Origin of the sequence: Paraburkholderia sp. MM5384-R2, assembly GCF_014201025.1 — a bacterium.
Classification (GTDB): Bacteria; Pseudomonadota; Gammaproteobacteria; order Burkholderiales; family Burkholderiaceae; genus Paraburkholderia; species Paraburkholderia tuberum.
This window is the reverse complement of record NZ_JACHDI010000012.1, coordinates 173,193-189,801: the sequence shown is the minus strand read 5'-3', so window position 1 is coordinate 189,801 and position 16,609 is coordinate 173,193. Positions and strand designations below refer to the sequence as shown.

The following is a 16,609-nucleotide window of genomic DNA, read 5'->3' as shown; positions in this document are numbered from 1 at the left end:
GCCCCGGGCGGGTTCGCGCTGGATGACACGGGGCGAGCCGACGGCAACATGACGAAGTAGCGGACATGACGGATACGCACTTTCACGGCGCATTGCGCTGGCCACTGCCGGTTGAACCCGAGCCGCAGGCCGGCTGGAACAACCGGTATTTCCTCGACACGGAATTCACCGACTTCCGGCAGTGCCAGCTGCTCAGTCTCGCCCTCGTGGGCGAGAACGGGTACGAGTTCTACGGCGAGCGGACCGATTTCGATCCGGCGTGGTGCAGCGACTTTGTCCGCGCCGTGGTACTGCCGCAGCTCGGCCAGTCCGAGGGGCGCGCGATGCCGTTTGCAGCGCTGCGCGAGGCACTGCGCGCATGGCTCATGGCGGTGCCGGGCGACTCCGGGCCGGTGCTGTGCTACGACTACGAGACGGACCTGGCCCTGTTGCGGTTCCTGCTGGGCGGCCCGCTGCCGCGTGGCTGGCGGATCGAGAACATCGCGGGCACGCGCAACCCGGAGCGACGCGCCGCCTACTACGCGCGCCACGGCGGCGAGCACCATGCGCTGCATGACGCACGCGCCAATGCCTATGCGTGTACCGGTTGAAGCCGGGCGGCTGCCGGCCGGGCCGTCGGCCGGTCCGCGGACGTGCGGACGCATTTCTTCGCTCAGACAGAAACAGCCTCACGAAGGGGATCAGGATGGCCGGGATGCGTGTGTGGATTCCACGATCCGACGTACCGCGGATTTCACAGCGCCTGCGGGACCGACGCAAGGCGTCAGCGATGACACAGGGCGATCTCGCGGTCAGGGTGGGAGTGGCAAGAGTGACCCTGGTGCGCAGGGAGAAGGGAAGGTGGCCGCGCACCGTCGCAGCCGCCACCGTGAACGCGCTGGAGGCGGCCCTGCAGGTGCCGCCGGGTTGGCTGCTCGGTCCCGGGACGCAACCGTTGCCGGACCCCGGGTCGCCTGCGGCGGATGCCGCCGCCCGCGCAGACGGCGATCCCCAGTCACGGATCCCCGCCGCCCGGTGCCGCGAGATCGGCCCCCACGCCCGGCGGCTGCGCAGTGAACTGGGCCTGTGCGTTGCGGAGGTGGCGCGCGCCTGCCATGTGTCCCGTCCCACGCTGTTGCAGTGGGAACAGGGGACGTTTCCGAAGGCGCTCACCGTGGCGCGCCTTCGCACCTGGGAGCGCGCCCTGCTGCTCGCGCCCGGGCAACTGCTGGCGCCGCCGGCGTCGCATCCCGGGGTAGAGGATGGCCGCTGGCGCGTGACGATCGGCACTGAAACGCTCGAGGCTGCCATCCATCGCGTCGCGGCGTGCGTCGCCACCCGCGGACGCAACCTGCTCCAACCGGAGCAGCCGCTCGATGCAACGGCCGCGCGCGATGCCGACCTGCTGGCCCACCGCTATGGGGTGGGCGCGCATCGGCGGCCACTGGTCGACGTGGCCGTCTCATACGGGATCGATCCGTCGCACGCACGCAAGACGGTGGCGCGCATGGTCGCGCGCGCAGCCGGGTTCGCCTTCAGGATTCCGGTGCTGGATGACATGCTGGCGGTGGGCGCGGCGGGCTTTTCGTTTACGACCGCCGTAGCCGATGGCCGCATGCGTGACCTGCTGGGGCCGCCGCTGTCCATGGAGCACGCTGCGGCATTCGCCGGCGAAATACTGTCCCGGCGGATCACCGGTGCGAATCCTGGCAAGGCGGTGGCCGGCACCCGCAGGCCGGCTAAAGCGGCGAACCTTTCGCTGGCCGCGGACGTCGTCTGTATTGCGATGGAACATCGCCTCGACAGGTCGTAAGCGGCCCAACGGGGCGTACGCAGCGTCGCGCCCGGGCGGCAGGGCGGGGTATCGCGGAATGAGCACGGGAAAGCCATCGAAGGCGACAACGCCTGCGTGGCGCAGCAGGGGCTTCCACTCGATGGGTACTGGAAGTTCTGACGGGGCGTTCTGCTGTCCGGGCGGAGCCACCGGGACGGCCTGATTTGCTGGGGGGGCAGGCGATCGCGGCGCAGGTTCGGGACCTCGACCCGATGCGCGTCCGCGCAACTGCGGTACCGGATGACAAGATCACAAGGCGAATGCTCCGGATCACCATTGAATTGCTGCCCGGTGGACGGGAAGACGGAAAGCGGGTCATCGCGACGGCGGACATCGCGCGCGTGAGTTCCGGGGCTCTTGCAGATTACAGGGTGGCCCTGGACGATGCGGTGCTCCGGCAGGTTGGCGCGCGGGCCACGGTGCGCGGCTATCCGAGATGGGCGGGCAGCGTATGGGATCTCGTTGCGCGCTGTGTTGCCGCTGCGCTGAATCAGGGCCGCGAAGCCCTGCCACCGCGCCCCGCGCCACCGCAGGTGACGGTTCACGTGAATGGCGCAGGCTACCGTTACGTGCGTCTGGATAAGATTCCGGAGCCGGCCAGAACGTACTTCGACAGGAAACTGGCCGGTTCGGGCATTCCTGACCACGGCTCTGCTTTCGCGCACGACTGGTTCGACTTTCTCAACGGCCAGCGCTGATGCCAGAGCGGTGCGCCGTGCCTTGTAGCAAGTTGCAGCCTCGCACAACATGTCGATCAGATCGAACCAGCCGTCGCCGCACTCGAAACCCGACAGGGAGAAAACCGTTGGGACGGTATCCAGATCATCAGCGACTGTCGGGTTGACGTCGAAGATGAGCGGGTATTTTGCCCGCAGGATGCCTGACAGTTCCTCACGCACCGTTCTCTCGCTCCCATTCCTGTACCGCCATTGCAGCAACGGGATCGATTGTCCCACAGTGAAAGGCTCTCCGGAACCCGAGTGCGGTGCACGGTCAGTGACGAGCGATGATGGCGTTCTGGAATGTGCTGTAAATTTTATAAGCGTCAGGCAGCACGGCCGCCCGGCCAACCTGCTTCTCGCCATACACCCTATACGCCGGGCATCGGAGATTGCGACAATGGCGCTCCGTGGAGCATATTGCGGTTATCGACTCGAGTCTGTCATGGCCGCATTCAGATCGGCTGCTCCATCGGGAAGAAGGAATAAGGCCGGCGCACCTCGAGAACATTTCTGGCCAACCGGGATCGCATGATGAACAGTGAAATGAGAGGCGGCTGTCAGTGACGCTGCGGACCGCATCCAGTATCTGCAGCGATTGGCCGCCGACAATCAGGGCGTCGGCGAAACGCTCGCAAAAGGGACAGGGATTCATGAGTACCAGGAACCACATCAGGTATCAGGCGAAAGAGGGTGATCAGCCCGGCTGGGATCTCTACACCGAGATTCTTGAGCCGGACGACGTCGTGTATCTCGAGCTCAACGGAGTAGCCGCTGAAGTCACGATGCTCGGGAACACGGAGCGCGGCCCGGGCACGGTGCTGTTGCGCCTGCCGGTCGACACTGCGAAGCAGCTTGGTGTCGTGCCGCCGGACTGGGAAAATTCGGACTGGGGAAAAGGATAGGTCATGCGCGAATACCGGGACAGGACGGTGCAGGAGGTCGCGGCCTGCACATGCGACCGCTGCGGCCGGCGCATGACGCCCGTTGACGATCAGGGGGAGTGGTACGAAAAGATGTCGCTCGATTGGCGTGGCGGCTTTGGCTCGATTTTCGGCGACGGCGCCCATGTGAGCCTTGACCTTTGCCAGCAGTGTGTCCGCGATACGCTGGGGCGTTGGCTTCGCGTCGATCCGCCGTCCGGACCGGATGGCTCAATGCAAGCCCTGAAGGGCGTCGTGCCCCGACCCAATGTACCGGTATCTGTCGACAGGATGAATCCCGGGGAATTTCACGAGCGCGACTAGAGGGCTTACCGCCCCATGCGGCTCCGCGCGTCGCTCAGACTGCCGATCATGGATTGCCGTTTCTCACGGGGCATCCCGAACTCACCGTCGCGACACTCAGGCGGCTCGTTACCTTCGGTTGAACAGGTTAGCCTTCTCGCTGAACGAGTCTTGTCGACCGCATCGCCGCCGGTGCGACGTTGGGAGTTCAAGCGCAGATAACAAGATGGACCGGTCGTTCATGACGGCGCCTCAGAGGCAGCAGCTCGGCCACAGCTGTCGTTCGCGTGTCGACGCGGACGTGCCTGCTTACCGCTGCTCACCGGTCGTTCATCGAGGAGCGGCGGCGAACAGCCGCTACCGAGTTCAACGAACGCGTACTTTCGACCCCGAGCGGTCATCCAGATTTCTACAAAGCAGCCCGTCAGGTCTGCGATCCGAGGATCGCCTTCGGCGGATAGCTCGCTAGCACGACAGAAGTGGTCACGGGCCCGAATCTGGCAAGCGCGTCGATTGCGGTTTCGAGCTGGGCCATCTCTTCAACCACAATCCGAACGATGAAGCAGTCTTCACCAGTGATCCGGTGCGCCTCGACGATCTCAGGCATTGCTTCGAAGGCGCTCAGGCAACGCTTAATCTCAGCGTGGGTGGTGCGGATTCGCACGATCGCCGCAATGCCCCGACCGACGAGGCCGGGATTTATCCGCGCCGAGTAGCCCTCGATGACTCCCCGCTCCTCGAGGCTCCTGATGCGGGCGGTGACCGCCGGCTGGGAAAGCCCGATCTGCTTCCCAAGTTCCGTGTTGGTGACACGTGCAGTGCGCTGAAGCACCTCCAGAATCCGCCAGTCGAGCCTGTCCAACATTGCCGGCTTAGTTTTCATTTGTGAGCACCCTCAAGCTCCGTCAATTCATTTGTGTATGACCATCAATGCATTTGTTTTGCGATGTTGCCTGAATTCGCGAGCTTTTACACTGGAGGCTCATTCACCCATGGAGATCTGGTAGATGGATTACCCCGTTTTTGTTGTTCCTGGCATCGGCAGCTCCGGTCCATTGCACTGGCAGAGCGTATGGCAAGCCGCGTATCCGGATTGGCAACGCCTCGCAGTCGCGGACTGGGATTACGTCGTCTGCAATGACTGGGTATCGGCGCTAGAAGGGCAGCTAGCGGCAAACGCGAGGGAAACTGTCATAGTGGCGCACAGCCTCGGATGTCTGGCCGTGGTCCATTGGGCTGCCCGGTATGCGCGGACGATTCGCGGCGCACTGCTCGTGGCCGTGCCGGACCCGGCATCGCCGGCATTTCCCCGCGTAGCCACGAGCGGGTTCGCGCCTTTGCCATCCGAGCGGTTGCCATTTCCGACCACCGTCGTATCCAGCATCAACGACCCGTATGGCAGTGTGGACCACGCACGCGCCTGCGCAACGGCATGGGGCAGCGAACTCGTCGAAGTTGGAGCAAAGGGACATCTCAACGCGGACAGCAACCTGGGCGATTGGCCCGAAGGTTTTCAATTGCTGATGAAGATGAACGACGGTTGATCCGGTTCCCAACCGCCAGCGTCCCCACTCCAGCGTGCGAAGTCGGATCGCTTACGGATCGCAACTGCCGCTGGTGGAATAGTTCTTCACTGAGCGACAATGGAAACACCCACTCAGATTCGGGATTATCGCCGCTGATTTATTTTTCCCGTGCAATAATCTTCATTCTCATGTGACTGGCGCATATAGATAGGGCACTATCGGGGAACATGGGGTCTTTGGCCGCCGCGCGCCTGGGCATCACCTACCATTTTTGGAGAGGGTTATGCCTGATTTCGCAAATCTGTTCATGTTCGGTCTTGTAGCGTTGGGAATGGTTTTAACGCCTGGACCAAACATGATCTATCTGATTTCGCGTTCAATTTGCCAAGGCAGACGCGCAGGCCTCATTTCGTTGGGAGGCGTTGCTCTGGGCTTTGTGTTCTACATGCTCTGCGCGGCATTCGGGATTACGGCTTTCATATTTGCGGTACCTTACGCATACGACACGCTTCGCTTTGGCGGGGCTTTGTACCTTCTATATCTTGCCTGGCAAGCGGTTAAGCCTGGCGGACGGTCCGCGTTCGCAGTGCGCGACCTACCGGTCGATACCCCGAGAAAGCTCTTTGGCATGGGGTTTATCACTAACCTGGCGAATCCCAAAATCGCCGTCATGTATCTGTCGCTGCTTCCCCAATTTATTACGCCGGGGCATGGCAGTGTTCTCACCCAATCGCTGGCGCTCGGCAGCGTTCAGATTTCGATCAGCCTCGCTGTGAATGCGATTATCGCCGTGATGGCCGGATCGATATCTACCTTCCTGTCTGGACGCCCACTGTGGCTTATTGCGCAACGTTGGATGATGGGGAGCGTTTTGACAGGTCTGGCGGTTCGCATGGCGTATGAATCCAGGAAATAGTGGCTTATTACCGATACCTTGGTGGAACTGAAGCACATTCCATTGGGTTCGACGGGAACATTGCGCCTCAACGTGCCGCGCCCGCGGCACGGTTTCGACAAGTGCCCATCCTCAGGCGATTCGTTCAACCCGTTCCGGCATCCATCGGAATCGTCACCGACGATCGTTTGTCGAAATCGGTGTGCCGTTTGTACTCGCCGATTGTCAGCAATCTAGGCCATAGGGACGAATGTCTCAAACTGGCCGATAGCGCCAGTTCGATGAACGTTCTATAGAGCGGCCGCCGGAATTTTCAACGAACGCATTCCGGCGGTTGCCGTGAATGCGTACTCTCGGCCAATTGTTGCCGTTCGCAAAAGGTATAAAGCCGCCATTCCAACGGCCGATTCACCTCGATAGCGGTCCTTTCGATCAAGCCCAGGATCGACGCGATGGGCCAAATCCGGAAATGGCCACCCCACCTCTTTTTATCAGCTCGTCGGCGGGCACGAGTAGACTGGTCAATTGGGGCAATGTTTGGATATGATGACTTGCTGCCTGCGCACGGTGCATGACAATTGCAAATTGCTCGAAGAGCAGGGAGGAATGTCCATGTTTCGTAAACTCGTGATTGGCGCGCTATGCGCCATGGCTGCCTTGTTCTCGACTATGGCATTCGCGCAAGGTACTGCGGCGGACGCTAAGGCCATGCTTGAAAAGACGGTTGCGGCCATCAAAGCCGATAAGGCCGAGACGCTCGACCAGATCAACAAGGGCGAAAACGGCTTCCTTGTTGGCGACCTCTATCCGTTCTGCTTCAATCTCAGCGACGGACTCCTCGTCGCGATCGGCAATCCCAACGTTAAGGGGTTGCTCGGCAAGGATGCGAGGACATTTAAGGACCCTACGGGCGACGTGTATGGCCCAAGGCTCTATGACGCGGCCAAAGAGGGCCAGGTCAATGAGGTCAGCTACATGTCTCCCAAGGCCGGCGCTGACAAGACGTGGGTGCCGAAGGCGAGCTTCGTTACCGCGGTCGCCGGCCTGGGATGCGGCGTCGGTTACTACAAGTAGTCCGGCCAAACCAACCGTCATATGGGCGCCGAACTCCGACGCCCACACAATGCTATTTTCTCGCGTGACCGGTCAGTTCTGATGCCCTTCACTCCGCATGTGCGGTTTGCCATCGAGGCTGGTCAGTCAGTTTTGATATCCGCCTCGGGTCATTCGCGTCGATGTTGTCGTGTCTGCTACCTTGTTCGCTATCCACAAGAACCGGTGCACGTGGCAAGCCTGCCCGGATGACCGGATCCCTCTGTTAGCTGCCCTTGGATGCTCGGCCACGCGATCGGCGCGAATGGGTCGATCTGCGACGGACGACTAGACCCGCCGGTAGCCAAAGCCGTCTTCCCCTAAAAGGGTTTTCACGTCTCGCCCTTGCGTGAAGCGCCGCAGCAGAACCCGTTTTGCAACTGGCTATTGCCCCGTGCTCATTGAGTGACCTCCCGTCCCCGGCAGTCTGAGAAGTACATGCGTTTCCGTACCTTTCACTAACCTCAGACGATACAGTGGCGCCGTCCACAATGGCGGCGTTCCTCCATTGACGAAGGAGCATGCTGCGGCCCGCTAACCAGAATCCTTTGTCGTAGAATTATTGACGGGAGGCAACATGAATCGCGAACTGGTCGTCGGGCTACTGTGCGGCGCACTGCTTGCCGGTTGCGTGTCCGCCGGTGTCGAGGTGCGGCCCGAACAGATGGCGAATTTCAGGCACGGCGTGACAACACTGCAAGACGTGGTAACCGCGCTCGGCCCTGCGTCAGTAGAGACCGCGTTGGACGACGGCTCGACGCTGCTCGTCTACACCTACGTGACGTCGCGCCCCCACCCCGAAAGCTATATTCCGTTCATCGGCTCGCTGGTTGGCGGCGCCGACACGCACTCGTCTGCGGCCGTGTTTCTGTTCGATCCGCACGGCATCCTCAAGAGCGCAAACACCACGGCCTCGAACGTCGGTACAGGCGTGAGCAGTGGTTCCCACACGGAGCAAGGCAGTGCGCCTGTGCAAGGCTCCGAACCGCACGTTGTTATCAAGAGCGTCCAGCCGCCCGCCGTCCAAAGCGTCGAGCCGATTCCGGAAGAAGACAGCGAGCCAGCGCCGCAAATACCCGTTGAACCTCCACCAGAAAATAGTGTTCAGCCGGCTCCCGTCGAATAGCGGGACACTTCGCTATCTCGGCGAAGGCCTGCGGATCCAACCGGTCGATGCAACCGGTCGATGCAGCAAACTGACGAAATCGTTCGAGAGGCGTTTCATGGTCGAGGGCTTCCTCGGACGCTCGCTTAAAAGCTCGGCGGGACTGCGGTCAGCTGAGCCGACTAGAATGAATATTTAGCCACGACCCGAACGGGACCAGCCATGGACCTTCCCTGGGTCCAGCGAGCACGGAAACGAACAGCCTGGCCAAGCCGGATCGGTGTGTGCATCGCGCTTCTGTCGCCGCTAGTCCTCCTTGCTCAGGACGAAGGGCCGGGTATCGCCTTTTCCGTGGCCGAGCCCGGCGCACCGCAACCGGCGGCATGGAAGAATCTGCCGGTCGTGAGCGGAAAAGCGATGACGCAATACACGCTTGTACGCGACGACCGTACAACCGTCCTGCAGGCGGACGCAACCCATTCCGCTTCGGCCCTGATGCATGAGGGTAATATCGACCTGACCCGCACACCCGTCGTGGCATGGCGCTGGAAAGCAGAAGGGTCAATCGAGGGGGCCGACAACAGCGTGGGATCGAAGGAAGATGCGCCGGCGCGACTGGTGTTCTTCTTTGATGGTGACAAATCCAAACTGTCGCTTATCGATCGGGCAGGCATGAACCTGGCAAAGCACCTGAGTGGGCAGGAACTGCCCTATGCCACGCTGATGTATATCTGGGTCGACCACAGCCGCGCCAGGCAGTGTCATTGCCAATCCCCATACCGGTCGCGTACAGATGATCGTAGTCTCCGGTCAGCCTGGCGATGCCGGTAAATGGCAAATCCTGCGCCGCAATATCGTGCAAGACTATGAGAAGGTCTTTCACGAGACGCCTGGACGGATTACCGCTTACGGCCTGCTGACCGACACCGACAATACGGGTAGCACGACTCGCGCATGGTACGGAGACGTTCAGTTCCGGGCCGGGCCATGACAACGTACCGTCGCCGGGCGACACGCCGTGAGAACTCGGTGCCAATCCTGCGGTTACGGAGCAAATTGATCCTGCAGGCTATCGGCCTTGCTGACGGCTAGATAATGCCGACAATGAAGCGACTACCGGACTGCTGCCCCGAGAAGCACGCTTGGACGACCGGAACACTTGTTTACCTGCCCTTGAATTCCTGAGAGCGCGAGCGGCGGCAGTGGGTCGAGAGTGTGAGTTCGCTGATGCGGAAAGCTGCCGTAGGGTTGCTCGATGCTGCCACCGTCAGGAGTCCGCCATATTGCCGACGTAGAACCCAGAGCGCGCCAATGTCGGCATTGGCCGATCGGACTAAACCGCTCGCGCGGTAGGGGGCTGCGGCCCGTCTCTGGCGGCGAATGGGAGGCCAGTGGTGCCGGCGCTTATGTTGGTGGTTGAGGCAATCCGCCTCGTCCTCCAGCAGGAGTCCCATCATGACCTCCTCCGATCCGGGCATCAGCCCGCTGCGCCGCCGTATGCTTGAGGACTTGCGCATGCGCAAGTTCGCACCCAAGACCCAGGCCGCCTACCTGCGTGCCGTACGTCAGTTCGCCCGATACCTCGGGCGTTTACCCGATAGCGCCACTGTCGAGGACCTCCGGGACTACCAGCTGCATCTGGTCGATCACGGCGCGTCGCCGGTGTCGCTGAACGCCGCGATCAGCGGTCTGAAGTTCTTCTTCGAAGTCACGCTCGGCCGGCCTGAGCTGATGGCGCGGATGCAGCCGGTACGCGTGCCTCGCACGCTCCCGGTTGTGCTCAGCCCCGAGGAGGTGCGCCGGCTCATCGCGGCAGCCGGAAACCTCAAGCATCAGACCGCGCTGTCGGTCGCCTATGGCGCCGGGCTGCGTGCGAGCGAAGTGGTCGCGCTCAGGGTCAGCGACATCGACAGCCAGCGCATGACCCTGCGCATCGAGCAGGGCAAGGGCCGCCGTGACCGCTACGCGATGCTCTCGCCGGTCCTGCTCGAACGTCTGCGCGTCTGGTGGCGCGTTGCCCGTGCCCAGGGCTGCATGCTCGATGGCGGGTGGCTCTTTCCGGGCCTCGATCCGATCGACCCGCTCAGCACGCGGCAACTGACCCGCGCCATCCATGCGGCCGCCGAGACCGCAAACATCGACAAGCGCGTATCCATGCACACGCTGAGGCATTCCTTTGCCACGCACCTGCTGGAACAGAAGGAGGATATCCGCGTGATCCAGGTGCTCCTTGGACACAGGCAGATCGAGACCACCACGCTCTATACCCAGGTTGCCACTGACCTCCTGCGCAAGTTGATCAGTCCGCTGGACCGCCTGCCCGCCGGCTAGCCCGGTCGCACGCGGAGCACCCCGTGCTGGAGGTCGCGGATATCTTCCGCGCCTGCGGGCCGGCGTGGCGGCGCACGGTAGCGCTGAGCCTGGGGCAGCTGAAGGTCATGTCGGCCATCGAACAGTGCCGCAGCGCGGCGCTGGGGGGCATGTGCTGCGCTGCGCCGGCTGCGACCGGATCGAGGTTGCCTACAACTCCTGCCGCAACCGTCATTGCCCGAAGTGCCAGGGCAGTGCTGCGCATCGCTGGCTCCAGGCACGCCAGGCCGATCTGCTTCCGGTCGGGTACTACCATGTCGTCTTCACGCTGCCCGCGCCCATCAGTGCCATCGCCTGGTACAACAAGGCCGTCATCTACGGGCTGCTGTTCGATATCGCCGCCGAAACGCTACGCACCATTGCCGCTGATCCGAAGCACCTCGGCGCCCAGATCGGCGCGACGCTCGTGCTGCACACCTGGGGCTCGGCACTCACGCATCATCCGCACGTACACGGTATCGTCCCCGGCGGTGGGCTGTCGCCCGATGGTCAGCGGTGGATCGCATGCCGGCCCGGCTTCTTCCTGCCGGTACGTGTGCTCTCGCGCCTGTTCCGCAGGCGCTTCCTCGAAGCGCTCACGGACGCGCACCGGCACGGCCACCTGCAGTTCTTCGGCCAGTACGCTGAACTTGCCGACCCAGCTGTCTTTGACGTGTGGCTTGCGCCGCTGCGTGCCTGCGAATGGGTCGTCTACGCAAAGCGTCCCTTTGCAGGACCCGAAGCAGTGCTCGCGTACCTGTCGCGCTATACGCACCGCGTCGCGATCTCCAGCCAGCGCCTGCTTGCATTCGATGAATGCGGCGTAACCTTCCGCTGGAAGGACTACCGTGCGAAGGGGCACACCCGCTACAAGACCATGACCCTCGAAGCCGGCGAGTTCATGCGCCGCTTCCTGCTCCATGTGCTGCCCGGTGGCTTCCATCGTATCCGTCACTACGGACTGCTCGCCAACCCGGTGCGCCGCGCCAGTCTCGCGAAGGTCCGCGAACTGCTGCACGTCGCGACCGACGTCAACACATCAGCTCACGAAACCGTCATCGAAACGCGCCCCGCCTTCATCTGCCGGCACTGCGGCGCGCCGATGATCGTCATCGATATCCTTGCGCGCACTGCACCGATCCGCGCACCACCCACGCGCTGGGGCGAGATATGAGCGTCACTGTTCCAGGACGAACAACCCGACCCTCGGCTTTGCGGCAACGCGGCCCACGAGCAGACCCTTGCGTCTGTCGCTTCGCACAGGCCCTTGCAGGTCCGTTCCGCCATCACGATGGCGCCACTGCACCGCTTCGGCACAACCTCAGCCCTCAGCCGGCCTCCCGCCTGACCACGCATCCCGCAACACCGCTCGCCATCCCGGGCAATCAATCGCCATAGCCCCGAAGACTCCATTGCATCAGAGCACTCCGCGGTTTCCTCCCTTCAGGTTTATTCAACGCCTGCCCGCACGCGCCGGCGCGCACCCCGAGTCCACGGACATGGGCAGGCATCGAACAAACCTCAAGACTATGCGACGTGCATCGTCGGCAATCGAACGGCTGTTGTCAGGTGCGGCCGACGTTCAAATGTGCCGCTGAGAGCGCGGTTGAACGGCTGGTCCTGGTCGAACCCGGTCCGATAGATGAATTGAGAACCGCTTGCCGGCCCGCAGCGGATAATCGTCGCAAGTCGACCCATTGCCATCGGTCGCGTGACTGAAGATCCAGGGGCAGCTAACAAAAGGGGTTCGGCCATTCGCGTCGGCTACCCCGGTGCAGCAGTTTCGCCCTTTCCTACGTTCATTGTCGCAACTTTGAAGGGCCGTTCGGTCGAACCGGTCATTCGAACGCCATCTAACGAAGGCCTCTGACGCGTAGTTTTGATCGGCTATCAGAGCAGCCCCGGCAGATGCGACCTGAATGCGTCTCCGCACGACATGACCAAGTCGAAATCCACGCCCACCGGTCCATGAGCTTCTGGCCGCTATGACTCGGATCGCCATCGTCAGTAATTCGGGCGTCGGGCAGTTTCATATCGACTTGTCGGACGGAGACAGACTACGCGAACAGCCCGATGCAGCGCAAAAGACATCTAGCGCGTCCACGGCGCGTCGTGCGCTTCGTGCGTCTTGCGGTACTTGCCGCGTGCGGCCTGCAAAACCGCCTTGTCCACCGCGCCTTCATCCACCAGCGTCTTCAGCGCCGCGATGACGATCGACACGCGATCCACTTCGAAGAACTCGCGCAACGACTGACGCGTATCGCTGCGCCCGAACCCGTCGGTGCCGAGCGTGACATAGCGGCGCGGCACGTATGCGCGAATCAGCTCCGGCACCGCGCGCACGTAGTCCGTCGCGGCGATCACGGGACCGCATGATTCCTCCAGCGCGCGCGTGACGAATGGCGTCGGCGCATCGTCGTCGCTCAGAGGTGCGAGACGCTCGGATGCCGCGCCATCGCGATGCAGCTCCGTATAGCTCGTCACGCTCCACACGGCGGCATCGATGTTCCAGTCGTTCTTCAGCATCGCGCGCGCGGCGATCGCTTCGTTGAGGATCGCCCCCGAGCCGAGCAGTTGCACTTGCGCCTCGTCACCGGATGCATCGCCGATGGGATAGATGCCGCGCAGAATGCCTTCGCGCGTTTGCGCATCCAGTGAGCCATTCGGCGCAGACGGCTGCGCGTAGTTCTCGTTGGTCACGGTGACGTAGTAGAACACGTCGCGCTGGCGCTCGAGCATCTCCTGCATGCCTTCATCGACGATCGCCGCGACTTCGTATGCGAACGCGGGATCGTAAGCGCGGCAGTTCGGAATCGTCGACGCGACGAGATGGCTCGTGCCGTCCTGGTGCTGCAAGCCCTCGCCGCCGAGCGTCGTGCGCCCCGACGTCGCGCCGATGAGAAAACCGCGCGAGCGTTGATCGGCCGCCGCGAAAATCAGATCGCCGATGCGCTGGAAGCCGAACATCGAGTAGTAGATATAGAACGGCAGCATCGGCAGGTCGTGCACGCTGTAGGACGTCGCCGCAGCGATCCACGAGGACACCGCGCCCGCCTCCGAAATGCCTTCTTCCAGAATCTGTCCGCGCGTGTCCTCTCGGTAATAGAGCATCGAGCCCATGTCCTCCGGCTCGTACAACTGGCCGAGCGGCGAGTAGATGCCCACCTGCCTGAAGAGATTGGCCATGCCGAAGGTGCGCGCCTCGTCCGCGACCACGGGCACGATCCGGGATCCGAGCGTCGCGTCCTTCAGCAGGCTGCCGAGCATGCGCACGAAGGCCATCGTCGTGGACATTTCCTTGCCGGATGCATCCAGCGCGAACTGGCCCCACGTAGTCAGCGCGGGTGGCGTGATGCCTTGCGATGCCTTCGCGCGACGGCGCGGCAGAAAACCGCCCAGCGCCGCACGGCGTTCGTGGAGATAGCGCATATCGGGCGCGTCGTCGGCGGGCTTGCAGAACTTCAACTGCTCGACGTCTTCATCCGACAGCGGCAGGCGGAAGCGATCGCGGAACGCCTTGAGATCGTCGAGATCGAGCTTTTTCTGCTGATGCGTCGTCATGCGGCCCTGACCCGCCGCGCCCATGCCGAAGCCCTTCATCGTCTTGGCGAGGATCACAGTCGGCCGGCCCTTGTGCGCGAGCGCCTTCGCATAGGCTGCATGCAGCTTGCGCACGTCGTGGCCGCCACGGCGCAGGCGGTCGATGTCTTCATCCGACATGTGCGCCACGAGCGCGGCCAGCTCCGGATTCTGGCCGAAGAAGCGTTCGCGGTTGTAGCGGCCGTCGTTGGCCGAGAAGGTCTGGAATTGCCCGTCGACGGTATGCGCGAACGCGCGCAGCAAGGCATTGGCGTGGTCGCGCGCAAACAGTGCGTCCCAGTCCGAGCCCCACAGCACCTTGATGACGTTCCAGCCCGCCCCCGTAAATTGCGCTTCCAGTTCGTCGACGATGCGCCCGTTGCTGCGCACGGGGCCATCCAGCCGCTGCAGATTGCAGTTGATGACGAACACCAGGTTGTCGAGTTGCTCGCGGGCCGCGAGCGACAGCGCGCCGATCGACTCGGGCTCGTCCATCTCGCCGTCGCCGAAGAAGCCCCACACCTTGCGGCCTTCCGTGCGCAGCAGATTGCGGTTCTGCAGATAGCGCATGAAGCGCGCCTGATAAATCGAGTTGATCGGGCCGATGCCCATCGAACCCGTCGGGAATTGCCAGAAGTCGGGCATCAGCCACGGATGCGGATACGAGCACAAGCCCGGCCCCGCGATCTCGCGACGATAGTGGCGCAAATGCTCTTCATCGAGAAAACCTTCGAGAAACGCGCGCGCATACACGCCCGGCGACGAATGCGGCTGAAAGTAGACGATATCACCGCCGTTATTCGCATCCGCCGCGCGAAAGAAATGATTGAAGCCGACCTCGAACAGATCCGCCGCCGACGCATAGCTCGCGATATGGCCGCCCAGTTCGCCGTAGGCGCGGTTCGCGCGCACGACCATCGCGAGCGCGTTCCAGCGCAACACGGCGGCGAGCTTTTCCTCGATGTCGAGATTGCCCGGATAAGGCGGCTGCTGCGCGAGGGGAATCGTGTTCGCGTAAGGCGTCGCGCGCGCCCGCGTCGATTCGACGCCCACCGAGAGCGCGTGCTCGGCGAGCCGGTCGAACAGATACTGTGCCCGCTCGCGGCCGACGTGCGAGACGACTCCATCGAGCGCCTCCAGCCATTCGGCGGTTTCGCCGGGGTCGACGTCCTCCCTTCCCTTGGCTATGGAAAGAAGCTGGCTCGTTTCGCTCGATAAGTCAGTCATGACGCGACTCCGCATTGACTATAAATTTGTTCAAGACTTGAATTCCTGTTTCCCCGTGATGTTCGCAAGCGCTTGGTCGTGCGAATGTCGCACAAGACATCCGTCCCACTCGCATGGAGATACACCGACAAAATCGTACCGAACGCGGCAGCGCAGCATCCCGCCGGCTACCCGCCCTTGTTCTCGGCCAGCGCGAGTCGCGAGCACACGGACACGGCCACATACCTTTTGTAAGGAGGCGTTGACAGGCGCAGACGAGCCGGTCGTGCGCAGCCGACCGCGGCGCTCCCGCTGCGTCATTTGGCTCTTCATCCGTTTCAGGCACTCAATGCTGCATGATCTTGCTTAGGAAGTCCTTCGTGCGGGGCCGTCGCGCGGTTGGATTGCCGAAGAATTCATCGCGTGTACAGTCTTCGAGAATGCGTCCGCCGACATCGATGAAGACGATGCGGCTTCCAACGCGCGCTGCGAATCCCATCTCATGCGTCACGCACATCATTGTCATGCCATCTTTCGCGAGCGTCGTCATCACGTCGAGTACTTCGCCGACCATTTCAGGATCGAGCGCCGATGTCGGTTCATCGAACAACATGACGATTGGATCCATCGACAACGCTCGCGCGATAGCTACACGTTGCTGCTGACCTCCCGACAATGTGCCGGGATACCTGTCCTTGTGCGCCATCAGGCCGACGCGATCGAGCATCTTCAGGCCCCGCGTTTGGGCTTCCTCGCGGCTGCGTCCGAGCACCTTCATCTGCGCGAGCGTCAGATTGTCGGTGACGCTCAGATGCGGAAACAACTCGAAATGCTGAAAAACCATGCCGACGCGGCTGCGTAGCTTCGGCAGGTTCGTGCCCGGAGCGTTGACGTGCGTCCCATTGATATAAATATCGCCCTTCTGAATCGGCTCGAGAGCGTTGATCGTTTTGATCAGCGTGGATTTTCCCGACCCTGACGGCCCGCATACGACAACGACATCGCCGTTCGAGATCGACAGGGAACAGCCATCGAGCACCTGAATCGGACCATACCATTTCGAGACATCGCGCATTTCGATCATGGGCTTCATCTGGCT

General features: G+C 62.4%; 13 protein-coding genes, 2 pseudogenes and 1 riboswitch. Of the genes and pseudogenes, 12 read left to right on the top strand and 3 right to left on the bottom strand.

Features of this window, described 5'->3' with window-relative positions; all coding sequences use genetic code 11:
- The first annotated feature begins 65 nt into the window (after positions 1-65).
- The 5 genes from HDG37_RS20365 (at position 66) to HDG37_RS20345 (ending at position 3,779) form a co-directional block, all read left to right on the top strand.
- On the top strand, positions 66-590 hold the full coding sequence (locus HDG37_RS20365) for a 3'-5' exoribonuclease (protein WP_184050744.1): 525 nt from the start codon (positions 66-68) through the stop codon (positions 588-590).
- A 95-nt stretch (positions 591-685) separates the two neighbouring features.
- On the top strand, positions 686-1,792 hold the full coding sequence (locus HDG37_RS20360; RefSeq protein WP_311541509.1) for a helix-turn-helix transcriptional regulator: 1,107 nt from the start codon (positions 686-688) through the stop codon (positions 1,790-1,792).
- Positions 1,793-2,073: 281 nt separating this feature from the next.
- Positions 2,074-2,511, top strand: coding sequence for a hypothetical protein (locus HDG37_RS20355; RefSeq protein WP_184050740.1), 438 nt, complete (start codon positions 2,074-2,076; stop codon positions 2,509-2,511).
- A 674-nt stretch (positions 2,512-3,185) separates the two neighbouring features.
- Complete coding sequence (locus tag HDG37_RS20350; RefSeq protein ID WP_184050738.1) at positions 3,186-3,437, top strand: hypothetical protein; 252 nt, start codon at positions 3,186-3,188, stop codon at positions 3,435-3,437.
- A 3-nt stretch (positions 3,438-3,440) separates the two neighbouring features.
- Positions 3,441-3,779 carry a hypothetical protein gene (locus HDG37_RS20345; protein ID WP_260334947.1) on the top strand — a complete coding sequence of 113 codons (339 nt, stop codon included), beginning with the start codon at positions 3,441-3,443 and terminating at the stop codon, positions 3,777-3,779.
- A 403-nt stretch (positions 3,780-4,182) separates the two neighbouring features.
- Here HDG37_RS20345 and HDG37_RS20340 read toward each other — a convergent pair whose 3' ends face one another.
- Positions 4,183-4,641 carry an Lrp/AsnC family transcriptional regulator gene (locus tag HDG37_RS20340; RefSeq protein ID WP_184050736.1) on the bottom strand — a complete coding sequence of 153 codons (459 nt, stop codon included), beginning with the start codon at positions 4,639-4,641 and terminating at the stop codon, positions 4,183-4,185.
- A 124-nt stretch (positions 4,642-4,765) separates the two neighbouring features.
- Here HDG37_RS20340 and HDG37_RS20335 point away from each other — a divergent pair, with 124 nt between their 5' ends.
- The 7 genes and pseudogenes from HDG37_RS20335 to HDG37_RS20305 all read left to right on the top strand — a co-directional run bounded on the left by HDG37_RS20335 (position 4,766) and on the right by HDG37_RS20305 (position 11,899).
- A complete protein-coding gene (locus HDG37_RS20335) occupies positions 4,766-5,302 on the top strand; it encodes an alpha/beta hydrolase (protein ID WP_184050734.1) in 537 nt (178 codons plus the stop codon).
- 162 nt (positions 5,303-5,464) lie between these two features.
- Positions 5,465-5,548, top strand: a riboswitch (ZMP/ZTP riboswitch).
- Between the two features lie 19 nt (positions 5,549-5,567).
- The gene (locus HDG37_RS20330) at positions 5,568-6,200 is read left to right on the top strand and encodes a LysE family translocator (protein ID WP_184050732.1); all 633 of its coding nucleotides are present in this window, start codon (positions 5,568-5,570) and stop codon (positions 6,198-6,200) included.
- Positions 6,201-6,791: 591 nt separating this feature from the next.
- On the top strand, positions 6,792-7,253 hold the full coding sequence (locus tag HDG37_RS20325; RefSeq protein ID WP_184050730.1) for a cache domain-containing protein: 462 nt from the start codon (positions 6,792-6,794) through the stop codon (positions 7,251-7,253).
- Positions 7,254-7,848: 595 nt separating this feature from the next.
- Positions 7,849-8,397 carry a hypothetical protein gene (locus HDG37_RS20320; protein ID WP_184050728.1) on the top strand — a complete coding sequence of 183 codons (549 nt, stop codon included), beginning with the start codon at positions 7,849-7,851 and terminating at the stop codon, positions 8,395-8,397.
- Between the two features lie 396 nt (positions 8,398-8,793).
- A pseudogene (locus tag HDG37_RS40405) lies at positions 8,794-9,367 on the top strand (DUF3047 domain-containing protein).
- 464 nt (positions 9,368-9,831) lie between these two features.
- On the top strand, positions 9,832-10,707 hold the full coding sequence (locus HDG37_RS20310; protein ID WP_184050726.1) for a site-specific integrase: 876 nt from the start codon (positions 9,832-9,834) through the stop codon (positions 10,705-10,707).
- Positions 10,708-10,730: 23 nt separating this feature from the next.
- Positions 10,731-11,899: pseudogene (locus HDG37_RS20305) on the top strand (IS91 family transposase).
- A 917-nt stretch (positions 11,900-12,816) separates the two neighbouring features.
- Here the strand turns inward: HDG37_RS20305 and mdeB are convergent.
- Both mdeB and HDG37_RS20295 read right to left on the bottom strand, forming a co-directional pair.
- The gene (mdeB, locus tag HDG37_RS20300; RefSeq protein ID WP_184050724.1) at positions 12,817-15,531 is read right to left on the bottom strand and encodes an alpha-ketoglutarate dehydrogenase; all 2,715 of its coding nucleotides are present in this window, start codon (positions 15,529-15,531) and stop codon (positions 12,817-12,819) included.
- A 325-nt stretch (positions 15,532-15,856) separates the two neighbouring features.
- The gene (locus tag HDG37_RS20295; protein ID WP_184050788.1) at positions 15,857-16,594 is read right to left on the bottom strand and encodes an amino acid ABC transporter ATP-binding protein; all 738 of its coding nucleotides are present in this window, start codon (positions 16,592-16,594) and stop codon (positions 15,857-15,859) included.
- Between the last annotated feature and the right edge of the window lie 15 nt (positions 16,595-16,609).